The sequence below is a fragment of the Oscillibacter sp. GMB15532 genome (assembly GCF_041020825.1).
Classification (GTDB): domain Bacteria; phylum Bacillota; class Clostridia; order Oscillospirales; family Oscillospiraceae; genus Oscillibacter.
In genome coordinates, this window is sequence record NZ_JBEVTO010000007.1 from 153,176 (window position 1) to 170,010 (window position 16,835).

Genomic DNA, 16,835 nt, shown 5'->3' on the forward strand with positions numbered 1-16,835 from the left:
ATAAAAGCACATGGCGGCTATTAAAGACCTATTACAGCAAATTACTGATCCAATGCTGCGCGAACGGCTGACGGAGGAAGTAACCCGCATCAGTAAAAATAAAAAGTTCGGTCTGGTATTTGAGGAACACGTCCCTGAATGTACTCCGCTCTATGGCGTACCCATAAGGTGCGATTCGACCGTTGCACGCAAGACAGGCAAACTAAACCAAATTTACATAGTAAAAAAAATTGACGGCAAAACTGCCGTCTGTGAGGATAAGGTATCGTCAGAAATAACAACCATACCTTTATGCGATCTGGTTGCTGTGGCACAGTTTGGCGATCCTATTTTCCCTTCTCTCGAACCCATTGCTAAAGTGGAAAATGCGCCGAATGACAGCCTCTGGCACACGATTATTGAAGCGGATAACTACCACGCCCTCCAACTCTTGGAGTATCTTTACGAGGGACAAGTGGATTGCATATACATAGACCCGCCCTACAACACCGGGGCAAGGGATTGGAAATATAATAACGACTATGTGGACTCCGCCGATGCATGGCGCCATAGCAAATGGCTTTCGATGATGAAAAAGCGTTTACGATTGGCGAAGCGTATTCTTAATCCAAATACAGGCGTTCTTATTGTTACAATTGACGAACATGAGGTTCACCATCTACGGACGATGCTTGAGGATATCTTTCCAGAATTTTTTGTTCAAATGATAACCGCAGTCACGAATCCCAAAGGTGTAACTCAAGGCCGTTTTTCCCGTGTAGAGGAGTATGCTATCTTTTGCTTTGCTAAGAACGCATTTGTTGCAGACAGCAAAGATAATTTGCTTAATATACCTAATCCTAATCGAAAGCCTCGATGGAAAGGGCTTCTTCGTTCCGGAACAGACGCACTGAGAACTGATAGGGAGAGTATGTTCTATCCTGTTTTAATCGATGCTGAAAAACAGATGATTATTCGTGCTGGGCATTATCTACCCATTTCCCAGAATCCTGTACTTGGAGATAAGATCGATGGATATGATGTTGCATGGCCTATCAGACGCGATGGGTCATATGGCCGGTGGAGTGTGGGCAGTGAAACACTGAATGATCTGATTAAAAAGGGATATGTGGCATGTGGGAAATTTGACATGCAAAGAGAGACATGGGGTATTTCTTACATCAGCCAACCTAATCAGCTTCAAATTGAGCGCGGTGGTATAAGAATTGTTGCTCGGAATCCCATTACAGGTGTTGTGGAAATTGAATATGTTAACGATGACACACGAGTAATAAAAACCGTATGGCATCGTACCACTCACGATGCGGGTGCATATGGTTCAGACATGGTATCAGCGTTAATTGGACAATCACGAGCGTTTTCGTTCCCGAAGTCTCTTTATTCTACAAAGGATGCCATTTCTGCAGTTATGAAAAACAAGCCTACCGCTCTTATTGTTGACTTTTTTGCCGGTAGTGGAACGACTCTTCATGCTGTTAATTTGCTGAATGCTGAGGACAATGGAAAACGGCGATGCATCCTTGTAACAAACAACGAAGTCTCTGAAGCCGAAGCACAACTGTTAACTGAACGGGGATACCAGCCGGGTGACCCCGAATGGGAAAAGCACGGCATTTGCCGTTCGGTTACTTGGCCGCGCACGGAGTACAGCATCCTCGGCAAACGGGCTGATGGCACGGTGCTTTCAGGCGAATATTTTACAAACCAAACAACGACAAAAGAAGTCAATCGCTCGTTTTATCAGATGGGCTTTGTTGAAAGCCCGGCATCGCTTACCCCTGCTGCGAAAAAGCAGATTGTTGCTCTCATCGGTAAGGATAAGCTGCCGCAGTCTCTTGTGAAAGCAGACAGCCGCTTCATTGTATCAGAAAAGCATACAGCATCCGTGTTGTTTGACCCTGACGCTGCTGATGAATGGCTCAATGCCCTTGAGGATCGGGAGCATATAACCGATTTCTATATCGTGCCAAAAGACAGCCGAACATATAATAACATCAGACAAAAGGTCGTGGATCTTCTCGGTACGGTCACGGTAACCGAACCGCTGAAGCGCCCGATGAGCGAAGGTTTCGCCGCTAATGCAGAATACTTCAAGCTTGGCTTTCTTGATAAAAACAGCGTGTCGCTCGGTCAGCAATTTGCCGAGATTCTTCCCCTGCTATGGCTGAAAGCCGGAGCGATCGGCAAACGCCCCGAGCTGGACAGTGCGGAACTGCCGAATATGTTGATTTTGCCGCAGAATTCTTTTGCAGTTCTCCTTGACGAAGACTGCTACGGCAAATTTGCCGAGGCTTTGCTGGAGACGAAAAATATTGGTACGGTATATTTTGTTACAAACTCCGAGGAAGCGTTCAGAGAGATGTCGGATGGTATTGGAATCGAGCAAACTTATCAGCTATACCGCGACTATATTGATAATTTCGTAATCGGGAGCAGGAGGAATAATCTATGAGAGCAACGTTATTTCCGTTTCAAGAATCGGCACTTGCCGACTTGCACGAGAAGATAAAAAAAGCACATGCCTATTGGAGTGAAAAAGATCCTCAGGTCATTTCGTTTACTGCTCCCACAGGTGCCGGTAAGACAATTATTATGACCGCTTTATTTGAAGACATTATCTTCGGCCATGCCTATGGAGTAGCGGAGCCGGATTCTGTTTTCGTTTGGCTTTCGGATATGCCGGAACTCAATGAGCAGACACGTTTGAAAATTGAAAGCAAATCGGAAAAATTTCGCGCAAGGGACATTCGAGTAATTGACTCGACTTTCGATGCAGAGTATTTTTCCCCCGGCGGCATCTATTTTCTGAACACACAGAAGCTCGGTTCGGACAAGCTGCTCACGCAAAAATCCAATTTGCGTGAATACACGATTTGGGAAACAATTGCAAATACTGCGGAGCGTCAGCCCAAGTCCTTTTATGTCGTAATCGATGAAGCGCACAGAGGAACATTTACTTCCTCACAGGCCGAAAACAAAGCGCAATCTATCATGCAGAAATTTGTTAAGGGCAGTAAAGAAGATACTCTCCCTGTTATGCCGCTTATTATCGGAGTGACCGCTACACCTCAACGGTTTCAAAAGCTTGTGGCCGATACAACATCTACTATACAAAAAGTTGTCGTTCCCCCGGAAGATGTGCGAGAATCCGGCCTTTTGAAAGACAGAGTTATTATTCACTTCCCTGACATTGCAATCGGTGCCGATATGACGATGTTTAAGGAAGCGGTTGCCAATTGGAAGAAGAAATGTGAACGGTGGCAGTCTTATTGTGACCGCGAGGAAATTAAGAAACCGGTCCGTCCTGTTCTTGTCATTCAGGTTGAGGACGGAAATGAACGTGAAATCACTCAAACAGATTTGGATTCCTGTATCTCTATACTTGAAGACGCTATCGGGCGCAGACTTCAAGCCGGAGAAGTTGTTCATACATTTGATAAACATGAAACCATTAAAAGGCATGGGCTGGATATACGCAGGGTGGATGCTTCCCGCATTGAAGAAGATGAAAAGGCTCTCGTTGTGTTCTTTAAAATGAATCTTTCCACTGGCTGGGACTGCCCCCGTGCCGAAACAATGATGTCGTTCCGGCACGCAAACGATTATACTTATATCGCCCAATTGCTCGGACGTATGATACGTACCCCGCTTGCCCGTCGTGTGGAGTCTGATGCCGAACTGAACAATGTAGGTCTATTTCTTCCTTTTTTTGATGAAAAAACAGTCAAAATGGTGGAGCAGGCATTGCGCGACAGTGAGGCAATTGTTCCTGCTGAAACCGGATCGCATAAGGAGCTTATCACCCTGAAACGTGATCCTGCATTTGCCGATGTATTTGGCGATATGAATTTAATTACTTATCGCATAGATTCCGCACGGAAACAACCCGCACTCCGTAGACTGATTGCGCTTGCCCGTGCGCTAACGCAAGACATGATTGCGCCTGAAGCGCGAAAAAGCACACTGAAAAAGGTACTTGATGAGTTTGAGTCGGAAATAGCCGCATTGAAGAAAAGCGGCAAATTTGAGGAGATATCTAAAGCTGTTACAGGCTTGGCGCTGCGAACGCTTACCATAGATTACGGCAGCAGCGCAGAAGGGACAACAGACAACATATCAGAAATTGTGGAGCTCTCAGAATTTGATATCAACAACCTCTTTGAACGGGCAGGAAAAGTGCTCGGTGAGGGTCTGCACAAGGAATATTGGGTCCGTCACGCTGTCCGTGATTTTAAGGATGTAAAAACAGAAATCATTGTGTTGACAAACGATAATGCAGCCATGGAGCGGCTTGAATCGTTTGCAGACAAGCTGTTCAATGAATTATATGACATGAATAAAACAGCATTCCGAAAATTGAAAGAGGATCGTAGAGATGCTTATAAAAAGCTGGCTCTATCATCAACGACCCCAATTGCGCTTGACTGGGAGCTGCCCCCAACCATTGATTTTTTGATTGGCGAAGATGCTGTAATTCTGGAAAAACACCTCTACATCCCTTCTGATGGTGGTGAATTCAAGGTAAGCCTGAATGACTGGGAGCTTGGTGTTATCAGGGAAGAAATGAAGGATGAAAAGGGTGCTGTAGCGTGGCTCCGCAACCTTGACCGTAAAAGGTGGTCATTGGAAATTCCATACGAAGTGGACGGAGTGGTAACTTCGATGTTCCCTGACCTGATTGTTGTCCGAGCTGATGCGCATGGATATGTTTTTGATGTACTTGAACCGCATGACTCAAGCCGTAAGGATAATTATCCAAAAGCCGTCGGATTGGCCAAGTTTGCAGAGAAGCACGGAGAGCATTTCGGACGTATTCAATTAATCCGCAAGGTAAAAGGAGCGGACAAGCGAGATCACTTCTATCGCTTGGATATGGGAAAACTGAGTGTCAGAAATAGGGTTCGCGGTGTGACATCTAATGCCGAACTCGATAGAATCTTTAATGAGGATGCACAAACAGAGGAATAGACTTCAAGAAGGAGGAAACATCGTGGCTAATTGTGAATATCAATATCCGGAGCTGGCCGTGGAAAAAAAGCATGGTGACGAGTGTTTCCTTAACGGCTGCTGCTCCGCTCATCTTGTAGACTTTTGGAGATGGGCATACTCCAACCTGATGGGAAATACGGAGCGTGGCAAACTCGCCGAGTACATTGTTTCTCTGGCGATGCACTGTGCCAATGGTGTTAGCGAAGGCTGGAGAGCTTTTGACGTGTTGACACCAGAAGGTATAAAAATCGAAGTGAAAACCTCAGCCTATTTGCAGAGTTGGGCGCAAAAGAGGATATCCCATATTCGTTTTGGCATCCGTGAAACTCTGGCTTGGGATTCGGTTACGAATACTTATGCGGAAATTGCTATGCGCCAAGCGGACGTTTATGTGTTTTGCGTTCAAAACTGCAAAGAACAGAAGTTGGTAAACCCGCTTGACTTAGCACAGTGGGATTTTTACCCCATTGCTACAGAAGCTCTGGACACTGCCGTTAGCAATCAAAAATCAATAGGGTTAAATACGTTATTGGCCCTTGGTGTTAAAAAGTGTTCTTTTACCGAGTTGCGCGACACAGTAATTTCATTGGCCAAGACGCCGATTGACAGATAATAACAATACGAATAAAAAGATTTGGAGGTACTTTATGGCTTTTCAAACTGCACTAACAATCAAGGAAACAATTTCCAATATACATAGCAAAAAATATTTGCTGCCGTCTATTCAACGTGAATTTGTCTGGGATGTAGACCAAATAACCCAGCTGTTTGACAGCCTGATGCTTGGCTATCCCATTGGTTCCTTTCTGTTTTGGGAGGTTAGCCCTGCTAACGTGAAGGAATTTGTTTTTTATGAATTTCTTCGGAATTATCACGAACAGGAAAAGGATGGTCGGCACAATCCGAAAGCAAGTATTATCGGCAACGAGACCGTCACTGCTATTCTTGATGGCCAGCAACGCTTGACATCGCTGTATTTAGGATTAATGGGGACATACGCCTATAAAAAACCGTATATGCGGTATGACAATCCGAAAGCCTACCCTATAAGAAAGCTTTATCTGAACTTACTGAAAAAATCGGATGACGATGACTGGTTTTATGATTTTGCATTTCTTACTTCTGATGAGTGCAAAAATGACGATAGCCACTACTGGTTTTTCGTTGGGGATATATTGAGTTTTGATAAACTGTCCGATGCGATGAAGTACCTCCAAAAAGTCAACAGCTATCTTGTTAAAATCGGACAAGGCTCATATGATGAGGAGAAAGCAGAATTTGCCACCGAAACACTTAGTAAACTGTGGCAAGCAATTCACGCCGATGGAACGATCAGCTATTATCTTGAAAAGAGCGATAAACTGGACAAAGTCCTCAATATCTTTATTCGTGTAAACAGCGGTGGAACACCACTCAGTTACTCCGACCTTCTCCTTTCCATTGCTTCTGCACAATGGGATGACCTGGATGCTCGTGAGGAAATTCATAGTGCCGTTGACGAAATAAACGCAATCGGCAGAGGATTCAATGTCAATAAAGATTTTATACTCAAAGCCTGTTTAGTCCTGTGTGATTTCCCTGACATAGCATTCAAAATTGATAACTTCAATCACACTAATATGATGAAGATACAGTCGGAATGGTCAAATATTATGGCTGCCCTGCGAGAAGCGGTGACCCTTGCTGCCAGACTGGGTTTTAACAGAGATAACCTGACATCAAATAACCTGTTCATACCTATCGCCTATTATATTAAACACATAGGCTTGCCTTCAAATTTTGCGGCATCACCCAAAAATGCTGAAAACGTTAGGACAATTAAAAAATGGCTTGTAAGCGCCATGCTGAAGCGTGTGTTCAGTTCCCAGCCTGATGGTGTCCTGCGCCCTATTCGGGAGATAATCGCTAAAAGTGATGGTTCGATCTTTCCACTTAAACAAATTATTGAGCGGTTTAAGGGAACAAACAGAACACATGAATTCACGGATGCTGACATTGAAAATCTGCTGTATCTCAAATATGGACAAGGTGATACGCTGACAGTGATGTCGGTTCTCTACCCTTGGGCAGACTTGCACAATTTGTTTCATATGGATCACATTTTCCCAAAAGCAGAGTTCACAGAGCGCAAGCTTCGTAAGATGGGAGTTCCTTCGGATAGAATTTCAGATTTCTTGGAGAACTTCAATTACATAGGAAACCTTCAATTACTTGAGGGGCTGGACAACACATCAAAAACCAATAAAGATTTTAAGAAGTGGTTTGAGGATAACCTGCCTACAGAAGAGGCAAAGACTGCCTATCGGCAGAAACATCTGATACCCGACGGTGTTGATCTTGCGTTTACAAACTTCCCGGAATTTTTAGAAGCCCGTGAAACTTTAATAATTGATAGATTAAAAAAGGAACTGCAAGGATAGTTTGTGAGAAAAGAACTTGGGGGATAGACGATGGATTTGAAAATTGAAGAGCTGTGGCATTCTACCTGCCAAGACGATTGGCTGATTGCCGAAAATTGTTATTGGAATCAGGTTTCTAACGCCAATAGAAGTCTAGAAAAGTCGCTTGAAGTATTAAATCCAGATGATATAAAACAAATGAATGTTGAGACATTTTATCTCTTTCTCCACGATACTTACTTTGTCTGGAAATATACTGCCAAAAATCGGCTTGCCACCACCCGCGCACAGTTAAAAAGGCATTTGACTGACATCACAACACTGGCTGAGATTCAGAACGAATTGTTTTCTTTTGATAAAACACAAATTCGTACTGGACTTGAGATCGCAAGCAGGATTCGAGGTTTGGGTATCGCCGGAGCGTCAGGATTGCTTTCAGTTTTATTCCCTGATTATTTTGGAACGGTTGACCAATTTGTAGTGAAGTCCTTGCTGCGTATTGATGAGTTAAATGAACTTGAAAATCTTGTTCGGATGCGCCCGGAGGCGTTGACGCTTGCAGATGGCGTAATGATTGAACAGGTATTGCGCGCAAAGGCAGACGAATTGAATCGAATATTCCAGACTGGCACATGGACGCCAAGGAAAATTGATAAAATCCTTTGGGCCTATCGTGAAAAGAATGAAAATTCGCCTTCTTTGAACAAAAAGTTAAAATTTGAAATTACATAACAAAAATCGGTTTTAAGTTCACTTTTTTGGGAAAGAGAAGTATTGAAAAATTGTTGTAAAACAAAGAAAAGGAGCGCTAATTAATTATGAAAACCGTTTCTAATTTAAATGAATTAATCACGAACATCCAAACTTTAGATGGATACCTCAATTCTCAAGTTGATCCGGAATATGATTTTGCCCTTAACTTAATCAAAAACGGAACTTGCTTTGTTGCGATGGAAGATTCCAGCGTTTATAGATTTTATCCCAGTAGATTCATTGGTTACGCTGACAATTCAATGGACGCTCATTTGAACAACGTGGAAAAAGACGGGAAAGAGACTAATCCGGCTATATCAAAAATTTTGGGTGCCAAACCTTCGATTAATTCTATCTTAAATAAGGAATATGCAAGATACTGCGAAACATTGGGCTTTGAGCCACGTGATAAAGGCGCATTTGGAAGCGAAAGAAAGTTTTGGGTAATAGAAAAATGATTAACAGGAGCAAACACGATGTACGACTTAGATAAAATACTTGATGAAGTACGCACAAAGTACTATGCATCAACGACTTTACCGCGCCCCAATATATTATGGTCTGATGAACACTGGACAGCCATCAATGGCAAATACGATTTATATAATAATCAGATTACTATCAGCCGGGCATTAAATAGTAATGACATTTCTTATGAAGCTTTGGCATCCGTCGTTTATCACGAAAGCTTGCACCAGGATTTTGCAGAGCATGACCGCAAATTTATGCTGAGGGCCAATAGATTTCCTAATTACAAGACATATGCAAAAGAACTGGATGAATACCTTAGCGATTATTCACTTAACTTGAAATATGACAAAATAACAGCCGATTATTCAAAAGATAAAAACGAGGTGGTTTTTGTTATCATTCCTTATCTGGAAGATTTTCAAAACGCCTTTACTTTTTATGATGGGAACATCTATATTGACACAGAAGCACGAATTTCAAATGTTTCAAAAACCAACTTAACAATCTTTCTGGTAGACAACGGAGAAAAATACCATATTGTTGCTTGGGCGGAAAATGCAGAATTCTTTAAGGTTCAAAAGCAGATACTTCATGGCGATTTCGGAGGGCTTGACTTTTCTTATAGGATTTGGACTTTGAGGGATAATGTAAAAATTCTTTTTGATACAACATGTACTTATGCTATTGGGAAAAAAGCGTTTCCTGTTTCTTTAGAGGCTGACAAGTTTATCATATATGATATTAGATCAGATGTAATACAAGAAGATTTAAAATATGTAAACTCATATTGCGAGGGGTTTTATGAGTTAGGAATGGCTCCTTTTGCAACAGAGATAGCCGCACCATATACGCAGCTTGCATATATGGAGTTATATGCCATCGCTGTCAATGAGGCTGGGTTTCGGGGAGTGTGGGCGGCAAATGCACTTTGCAAAATGGATTTGAATTATGATACGCTTTTTAATAGAGCTGATGCTCTGAGGGATAGCGGACTTATTACATTGGCTTATCATGAAATGAAAAAGGCGTATTCTTTGGCGAGCAAAAATTCTAACTGTGCCGTAGAATTAATTAAATTATGTGCTATGGTGTCAGATTTCTCTCTCGGCAATCAGTTGATTAAAGAACTCTCTGGTTCAATTGCTGTAGATGAATATCTTGCCAACAGTATTACCCATCTTCAAAAGTAAAGGCATTATATAATTCAGCGAAATTAAAGCAGTAGATGAATAATTGCTGATGACAAAAGAGGAGGTGTGTTAATGCCGTTTACTATTGTCCGTCAAGATATAACAAAGCTGAAAGTTGACGCCATCGTCAACGCAGCTAACACCGAATTGCGAATGGGCGGCGGGGTCTGCGGAGCGATATTTAAAGCGGCGGGAACAACGCAGCTTCAATCTGCCTGCGATAAACTCGCACCAATAAAGACTGGTGACGCCGTTATCACACCGGGGTTTAATCTTTCGGCGAAGTTTGTCATTCACGCGGCGGGGCCGGTTTATCGACATTGGAATGAGGCAAAGAATGAGAAAGATCTCCGTGCCGCATACACGAATTCGCTGAAACGAGCTGTTGAAAACAATTGTGAAAGCATAGCCTTCCCATTAATTTCAAGCGGCATATATGGCTATCCAAAGGATAAAGCACTAAAAGTAGCTACCTCGGCTATTCAGGAATTTCTATCTGACCATGACATTGATGTGATTCTTGTGGTATTTGATAAATCGGCATTTAACATAAGCCGTGAACTACTTGGTGCGGTAGACAGCTATATTGACGAGCATTACGCCGATACGCATCCGCACCAAACTCAAAGCCGGGAACTGCTTGATGTGGAGCAGGAAGCCTTAGATGAGGCCGATGAAAGCGCCAGTAAGTACAACGGGCCTTTTTTAAAAGAGATGCTTGCTCCATCCGTTGGCGCACCCGCCCCACTTGATGATTTGGTCGGCAACCTTGATGAGCCGTTCTCAAAGACGTTGCTACGCTTGATTGATGCCAAAGGTAAGACGGATGTGGAAGTTTATAAACGGGCCAACCTTGACCGTAAGCTGTTCTCTAAAATTCGGAGCAACAAAGGCTATATGCCGAGCAAGCGCACAGCAATTGCCCTTGCCGTGGCGCTGGAGTTATCACTTGACGAAACCGATGACCTCTTGAAGCGTGCGGGATATGCACTTTCTCACGCTGTTAAGTTTGACGTGATTGTGGAGTATTTTATCACAAACGGCAAGTATGATGTTTTTAAGATAAACGAAGTGCTGTTCGAATACGACCAGCCGCTGCTGGGAGGCTGATGAAATGAAAGAAAATATTCCTATTCCTAAACCAATCATTGATACCAAAGAGGCGAACGCCCTCGATACACTGACGGAGCGTTATAATAAACTAATTGAGCCGAGCAAAGTATCAAAAACATTGAAAGAGGTCGGCTCGAAAGTTGAAGAAATTATCCCCAGCAAAGTTAAATCTTTAGGGAGCGGCGTATCCTCAGCTATATCAGAACAGGAAATATACCGACAGGCTCTTGAACTGATTACTAAAGGATTTAAGTACGTTGAAGAGATGGCTGCTAAAACTTCAATTAGCGAACAGGCAATCATATCAAAAGTAAATAAAGTAACACCAAATATCTCTATTTCTGACTTTGAGGACATTTGCTTTGCACGTAGCTACAATATATCAAAACTTGTATCCTCATATAAAACTCAAGACTTCTTTATTGCTTTTGCAGAGGGCGGCGCAACAGGCTTTTTTGGCTTTGCAGGAATACCTTTCAACTTAGTCCTGAGTACATTTATTTACTTTAGAGCCGTACAATCGATCGCAATGTATTACGGCTACGATGTAAAGAATAGCGTTGAAGAATTAGTGATTGCAAGCGAAGTTTTTACAAGAGCATTAAGTCCAACCCAGCAAGATGTAAATAACGAATTGACAGCTACAATTAGTAAAATAATGCTAATGAGTCAAGCTTCTATGATTAAACAAACGGCCCAAAAGACTTGGTCTGATATGGCTTCAAAAGGCGGTATTCCTCTTTTGATGACACAAATGAGAGCTTTGGCGAATAAAGCTGCGCAAAAAGCACTCGATAAAGTTGGGCAAAAGGGTCTTGAAAATAGTCTGTTCAGAGAGGTGTTTGAACAAATTGGCAAGAAACTTACAAAAGAGGTTATAAAAAAAGGAATTCCTTTTGTTTCGGCAATAATTGGTGCATTTATAGATGCAGCACAAATGAAAAAGGTATTAGACTACGCTGACGTGTTTTATCAGAAACGATTCATTTTAGAAAAAGAAAACCGCATCATGGAGATTAGCAGTGAAAACTGTGTAATTATTGATACCGACATAATTGTAAACGAGAACAAAAACGATTAAAATTGTCGCTTTCGAAGTGACCACTCGCCCCGCTGGAGCTGTTATCCTTAAGTCATCAACAAAACTTAAGGAGGACATAGCAATGAAAAAGGGATTAACAGAGCTGGTTTTTATACTGGACAAAAGCGGATCAATGAGTGGTTTGGAAAAAGACACGATCGGCGGCTATAATTCTATGCTTGAAAAGCAAAAGGCGGTTGAGGGTGAATGCCGCATTACTACGGTGTTATTTGACAATAACTACGAGTTGCTTCATGATCGCATTGATATTAGGGCTGTCAACCCAATCACGGAGAAAGAGTATCAGGTGGGCGGCTCCACAGTGCTTCTTGATGCCATCGGCAGGACGATTCATAAAATCGGCAATGCACAAAAGAACACAGCCGACGACTATAGAGCTGAAAAGGTGATGTTCGTAATTATTACCGACGGCGAGGAAAACGCAAGCCGCGAATATTCATCCGATAAGATAAAAGCACAGATTGAGCGGCAAAAGGCAAAATACGGCTGGGAGTTTATCTTTCTCGGTGCAAACATCGACGCTGTACAGACTGCGGGGCGGTTTGGAATTGCCCCAGATAGAGCTGTTGACTATCTGGCGGACAGCGCGGGAACGGAATTGAATTTTAAAGTAATGAGTGCCGCCGTATCGACATTTCGGGAAAAAGGAACCGTAGACGAAGCATGCTTTGAAGAAATTCGTAAGGATGTCAGGCGTAGAGGAAAACGGAAAAAGTAATGGAGCATAGGAGAGTGAACCGCATGTATTGCAGGATCGGCCTGGACCGACGTGATCAGACAGTTCATCAGCGTCGCGATCCTACTGCCATATTATCTGAGGCACAAAAGCTACCTTAAGCTTTCCGTCAAAAATGTCCGCTTGAAATCCTGGTTAGCCAAGCCAATCTTTAAGGTCGGCGTTTCAATCTTCGCCATCAACCTTTTCCAAAGTCTTCCCCTCAGTGCTGCGAACATAATTGCCGCACCATATGGAGACAACACAATAGCGGCACTTGGCATTGTAAACCGCGTGGTCAGTTTCAGGCGGTATTGTTCTTTCACTGATCCAGATTATGTTTGCCAGCATTTTGTTTTTCACATATGGCTTTCAAGCGATGGCTATCGTTTATCTGCCCTGCATTAAATACAGCAGGGCAGGCTTTTTGTTCAGCATCTCCAGACAGGGTACTATTTATATTCCGGCATTATGGCTGCTACAGCAGATTTTGGAGAAAAATGGCATCTATTACGCTCCTGCTGCCGTAGATGCAATTACGACGCTGAGTGTTATTCTGTTTCTTTGTGCAACAAAGGAACAGAGAAAATCGTTGCCGAAAAACTGAAACAAATTTTTCTGTGTACTTCTGTCGTACAATAGAAAGCCCTATTAAAAACTGTAAACAATAACAGGCCCGAATTGTCCATTACAGACCCAGACCTGTTATTTAGTGTATCAAACAAGAATTTATTTTTTAACCGGCGGTATGTGAAACTCTCAGATTTGACAGGCTGGTGCCAGATCCAATAAGGCGCCAAATCTTTGGCAGGCTGTTATAAAACAAATGAATGCCAAAAGCTCTGAAATCTCGCTGTCTGTAAACACTTCTTTCAGCATGCAAAATTCATCATTGCTGATATGCGTTGCTCTACCGGACAAGTTCGCCAAATGGATAGCCATTTGTATTCGTGAATCCATTTCGTTTTTTGAAGGAGCCCCTTTAGCCTTACAATATTCACATCCATTATTGAATGCCAGAGTACGCCGGACTTCTTCTTTTAGTTTTGCTGATAAGGTATCCCGGCCAAAGAAGCATTCTTCCAAGGATATCCATTTCTCCAGAATATCCTTATTATGTCCTAACAATTGCTGAAAAGGTGTAAGCCCGTTCTGTGAAAATGAAATTAATGCCATAACTTTCCTCCTCGTATAATTCATTCTGTTGACAAAGTAATTATATCAGGATTATAATAATAAATGTATATTATATGATATGAGTATTTTTAAATATTATATCATATAATATATATTTTTTTATAAAGGTGTTATATATGAAAATAGATGAAATTGATGTGCGAATACTGCGGGAACTGCAGATGGACAGCCGAATCTCCATTAGAGAGCTGTCAAAACGGGTAAACCTTTCTCCGCCTTCCGTTACAGAGAGAGTTCGGAGGCTTGAGGACCATTACGTGATTGAGGGATATACGGTTTGCCTTAACAAAAAGAACCTCGGTCTTAAAATAGACTGTATTATTGAAGTTACAATGAGGGACGGTCAGTATGAAAAATTCAAGAGCTTTATAAAGGACTATCCATACAGCGAATGGTGTTATAGGGTTGCAGGAGCAGCGTGCTTTATCGTGAAATTGTCGGTCCCATCGTTGGAGGATATCGAACCGTTCATCAATACTGTTTCCGCTTATGCTTCGACAAAGACATCGATCGTTTTTTCAGAAGTGGAAGTTGATAGCTGTATCTGTAAGTTTTTATAAATGACTTGTCATAAATGCATTTGTTGGAAATGGATTTCCTAAAACGTTGATTGCTTTTTCAACAAGTTAATTCTATTTCTCATTTGCGTACACACTCTGTAATTAGGCTTTTTAGACCCAATAATTCGGTTTGCTGTGTGTGCTCATTTGAATTTTTAACAATTGTATGCTTGTGTGAAATACAGTTTCTACCGTTCTTCTTGGCATAATACAGTTCCTTATCTGCACGATTATAATAATCGTTTATTGTGTCTTGTTTGTCCGGGATACCTGTTTCAATGCCTATGCTGACAGATAGGCATTGATTGGGACAGGATTTCACCTTCAGTTGCGAGAGCGAGGCGAGAAGATTTTGTGCCATACTTACGACCCTTTCATCTTCGGTATCCTGAATAAAAATCAAAAATTCATCCCCGCCGATTCGCCCGATAATATCACCTTCCCTTTTAAAGCAACTTTTCATCTGAAGGGCAACCTGCTGTAATATATGGTCACCCTTTAGATGACCTAATGTATCGTTATAGCTTTTAAAATAGTCTATATCGATCAGAAGCACCCCAACGAGTTTTCTTTCACGCTTGCAGATGTTCCAAGCTGTGGAGAGTGTTTGTTCCAGACCGTTTCGATTAAGCAGTTGTGTTAAATGATCCGTAGTTGCCTCCAGTGCCAAAGCACTCATTGTTTTATATTCGCAAAGTGACGTATGAATAAAATTTCGGGCTATTCTCACAGAAACTAAAAGTGTAGATATGTTGCAGAGCAACAGCAGTAAAAACTCTTTGAGATATATTTTCCCTAAGCAAAATTCAATTGTTATATAAGCGGTCACAATTACAAATATTAGTACAATTTTTTGCCACGGAAGAACAAACAATATGGATAATAAAATAAAAGCTATTGATCCAAAAACTGCGATTCGTATCGCCGCAGACTCTGCTCCAAGTGATGGAACCAGCAACAGAATGGCAACTGCAATAATAAGCAATACCGACATTGCCATGCGCTGGTTATTATAGTATTGTATTTTTTCCTTGACTTGTTTATCGTCAAAACATTGTATTTTCATAGCATTCCTCGCAATATTCAAAAACTTTTTCTGAAGCGTTTATATACGCTTATTTGATCAGAGCATCATTGGGGATGCCAAACTGAGCGCGATAATTTAGGTGCTCCTGTTCCAGACGTTTCCATTCCATATCTGCAGTATGGAATTCAGACAAAGCTTTTTCCATTTCCGGTGAATCATATGGAATTTTTTTCTCCACCAATCGGCGAACCTTCTCTCTTCTCCTTTCTACAGTAATGCCTAATGTATATAATTTGCTTGCCTGCTTAATCAGTTTTCTTTTTTCAGTTGGTGTCATACCTATCCCTCTTTAATGTAACTTATAATTTTTATATGTATCATTATAGGTTACAATTTGCATAAAATCAAGTTGAAGAAAGCACAAAAAGAGCCTCCTTTCGGAGACTCTAATTGACTAACTTAAATTTATTCCTTTTCGGTAATATGGCGAACCAATACTTCTATCATTTCATTGACCATATCAATTTGATCCGGTTCCAGGTGCTTTAGCTGTTTGCCGAGTTGCTCCACGCTGTCAGGTATCACTGGATGTTCCAGAAGATCCCCCAAGAGATAATCAGCAGAAGTTCCAAGCACATTGCATATCTTCAGAAAAAGAGAAAAGCTGGGCAGGCTGCCGCCGCTTTCAATTCTGCGGATATGCACGGCGTTTACTCCGCACAGCTCCGAAAGCTGCTCAGAAGTTAATCCCTTGCTTTTACGCAATTGGTTTATTCTCTTTCCCAATGCCTGCCGCATTCTATTCTCACCTCCATTTGTAACATTAAATTTTTATTTGTATATTTATAGTTTACAGAAGTAGTGTTTCCATAAATAGTTCCTTGTATATTACAGAAAAACATTTAAAGTTACACTTCTTCTTTTTCTGTAATAAATATTCTTAGAGTGAGAGGTTCTGGTGGGTCCATCATGAACCGCACCTGGGTTCAGCAAAAAGGCGGAAATCCCCCTTGGCGGGAAGTCCGTCTTTTCGCTTTTTACATTTTGGTTTATTTTTTCAGAATCAGCCGGTTGCTGGTATTACTGCCGTTCTCCCTGTAGCGAGACTCCTTTTCAATCAGCCCCGCCTTCACCAAATCATGCAAGGCACGCTTGACAGTGCTTCGGGAGAGCTGCAAGTCGGCGGAAATGGTCTTGACCGCAGGCCAGCAGTCTGAGTCCTTTCCGGCACGGTCACGGAGGTAAATATAAACTGCCCTCGCCCGATGGGGGAGCTCATCGGGCGAGGCAGAATAAATGTGGTTAAAAAAGCTCATGGA

16 protein-coding genes are annotated in these 16,835 nt (G+C 42.0%); 11 read left to right on the forward strand and 5 right to left on the reverse strand.

Annotated features, from left to right (window positions below; all coding sequences use genetic code 11):
• Positions 1 to 10: 10 nt before the first annotated feature.
• The 10 genes from ABVS15_RS10030 to ABVS15_RS10075 all read left to right on the forward strand — a co-directional run bounded on the left by ABVS15_RS10030 (position 11) and on the right by ABVS15_RS10075 (position 12,735).
• Positions 11 to 2,452 (forward strand): site-specific DNA-methyltransferase, encoded by a 2,442-nt coding sequence (locus tag ABVS15_RS10030; protein WP_369283592.1) that lies wholly within the window; start codon positions 11 to 13, stop codon positions 2,450 to 2,452.
• Entirely contained in the window at positions 2,449 to 4,968 is a 2,520-nt protein-coding gene (locus tag ABVS15_RS10035; RefSeq protein ID WP_369283593.1) for a DEAD/DEAH box helicase family protein, read from the forward strand. The genes ABVS15_RS10030 and ABVS15_RS10035 overlap by 4 nt, the downstream gene beginning before the upstream one ends.
• A 22-nt stretch (positions 4,969 to 4,990) precedes the next feature.
• A complete protein-coding gene (locus tag ABVS15_RS10040) occupies positions 4,991 to 5,602 on the forward strand; it encodes a hypothetical protein (protein ID WP_369283594.1) in 612 nt (203 codons plus the stop codon).
• 34 nt (positions 5,603 to 5,636) lie between these two features.
• The gene (locus tag ABVS15_RS10045; protein ID WP_369283595.1) at positions 5,637 to 7,409 is read left to right on the forward strand and encodes a DUF262 domain-containing protein; all 1,773 of its coding nucleotides are present in this window, start codon (positions 5,637 to 5,639) and stop codon (positions 7,407 to 7,409) included.
• Between the two features lie 30 nt (positions 7,410 to 7,439).
• The gene (locus ABVS15_RS10050) at positions 7,440 to 8,120 is read left to right on the forward strand and encodes a hypothetical protein (protein WP_369283596.1); all 681 of its coding nucleotides are present in this window, start codon (positions 7,440 to 7,442) and stop codon (positions 8,118 to 8,120) included.
• 86 nt (positions 8,121 to 8,206) lie between these two features.
• Entirely contained in the window at positions 8,207 to 8,599 is a 393-nt protein-coding gene (locus ABVS15_RS10055) for a hypothetical protein (RefSeq protein ID WP_369283597.1), read from the forward strand.
• An 18-nt stretch (positions 8,600 to 8,617) separates the two neighbouring features.
• The gene (locus ABVS15_RS10060; RefSeq protein ID WP_369283598.1) at positions 8,618 to 9,802 is read left to right on the forward strand and encodes a hypothetical protein; all 1,185 of its coding nucleotides are present in this window, start codon (positions 8,618 to 8,620) and stop codon (positions 9,800 to 9,802) included.
• A 72-nt stretch (positions 9,803 to 9,874) separates the two neighbouring features.
• Complete coding sequence (locus ABVS15_RS10065; RefSeq protein ID WP_369283599.1) at positions 9,875 to 10,912, forward strand: macro domain-containing protein; 1,038 nt, start codon at positions 9,875 to 9,877, stop codon at positions 10,910 to 10,912.
• A gap of 4 nt (positions 10,913 to 10,916) precedes the next feature.
• Positions 10,917 to 11,996: an EcsC family protein gene (locus ABVS15_RS10070; RefSeq protein WP_369283600.1), complete on the forward strand. Its 1,080-nt coding sequence runs from the start codon at positions 10,917 to 10,919 to the stop codon at positions 11,994 to 11,996.
• Between the two features lie 82 nt (positions 11,997 to 12,078).
• Positions 12,079 to 12,735 carry a hypothetical protein gene (locus ABVS15_RS10075; RefSeq protein ID WP_369283601.1) on the forward strand — a complete coding sequence of 219 codons (657 nt, stop codon included), beginning with the start codon at positions 12,079 to 12,081 and terminating at the stop codon, positions 12,733 to 12,735.
• Positions 12,736 to 13,491: 756 nt separating this feature from the next.
• On the opposite strand, the gene ABVS15_RS10080 is transcribed toward ABVS15_RS10075, so the two are convergent.
• The gene (locus tag ABVS15_RS10080; RefSeq protein ID WP_066646151.1) at positions 13,492 to 13,908 is read right to left on the reverse strand and encodes a carboxymuconolactone decarboxylase family protein; all 417 of its coding nucleotides are present in this window, start codon (positions 13,906 to 13,908) and stop codon (positions 13,492 to 13,494) included.
• 137 nt (positions 13,909 to 14,045) lie between these two features.
• On the opposite strand from ABVS15_RS10080, the gene ABVS15_RS10085 reads away from it, so the two are divergent.
• Positions 14,046 to 14,489 carry an Lrp/AsnC family transcriptional regulator gene (locus tag ABVS15_RS10085; RefSeq protein ID WP_066646153.1) on the forward strand — a complete coding sequence of 148 codons (444 nt, stop codon included), beginning with the start codon at positions 14,046 to 14,048 and terminating at the stop codon, positions 14,487 to 14,489.
• Positions 14,490 to 14,568: 79 nt separating this feature from the next.
• Here ABVS15_RS10085 and ABVS15_RS10090 read toward each other — a convergent pair whose 3' ends face one another.
• From ABVS15_RS10090 to ABVS15_RS10105, 4 genes are all read right to left on the reverse strand, one after another.
• The gene (locus ABVS15_RS10090; protein ID WP_066646154.1) at positions 14,569 to 15,555 is read right to left on the reverse strand and encodes a GGDEF domain-containing protein; all 987 of its coding nucleotides are present in this window, start codon (positions 15,553 to 15,555) and stop codon (positions 14,569 to 14,571) included.
• Between the two features lie 49 nt (positions 15,556 to 15,604).
• Complete coding sequence (locus ABVS15_RS10095) at positions 15,605 to 15,853, reverse strand: hypothetical protein (RefSeq protein WP_369283602.1); 249 nt, start codon at positions 15,851 to 15,853, stop codon at positions 15,605 to 15,607.
• Between the two features lie 128 nt (positions 15,854 to 15,981).
• On the reverse strand, positions 15,982 to 16,314 hold the full coding sequence (locus ABVS15_RS10100) for a helix-turn-helix domain-containing protein (RefSeq protein WP_066646156.1): 333 nt from the start codon (positions 16,312 to 16,314) through the stop codon (positions 15,982 to 15,984).
• A 251-nt stretch (positions 16,315 to 16,565) separates the two neighbouring features.
• Positions 16,566 to 16,832, reverse strand: coding sequence for a helix-turn-helix domain-containing protein (locus tag ABVS15_RS10105; protein ID WP_369283603.1), 267 nt, complete (start codon positions 16,830 to 16,832; stop codon positions 16,566 to 16,568).
• Positions 16,833 to 16,835 lie beyond the last annotated feature (3 nt).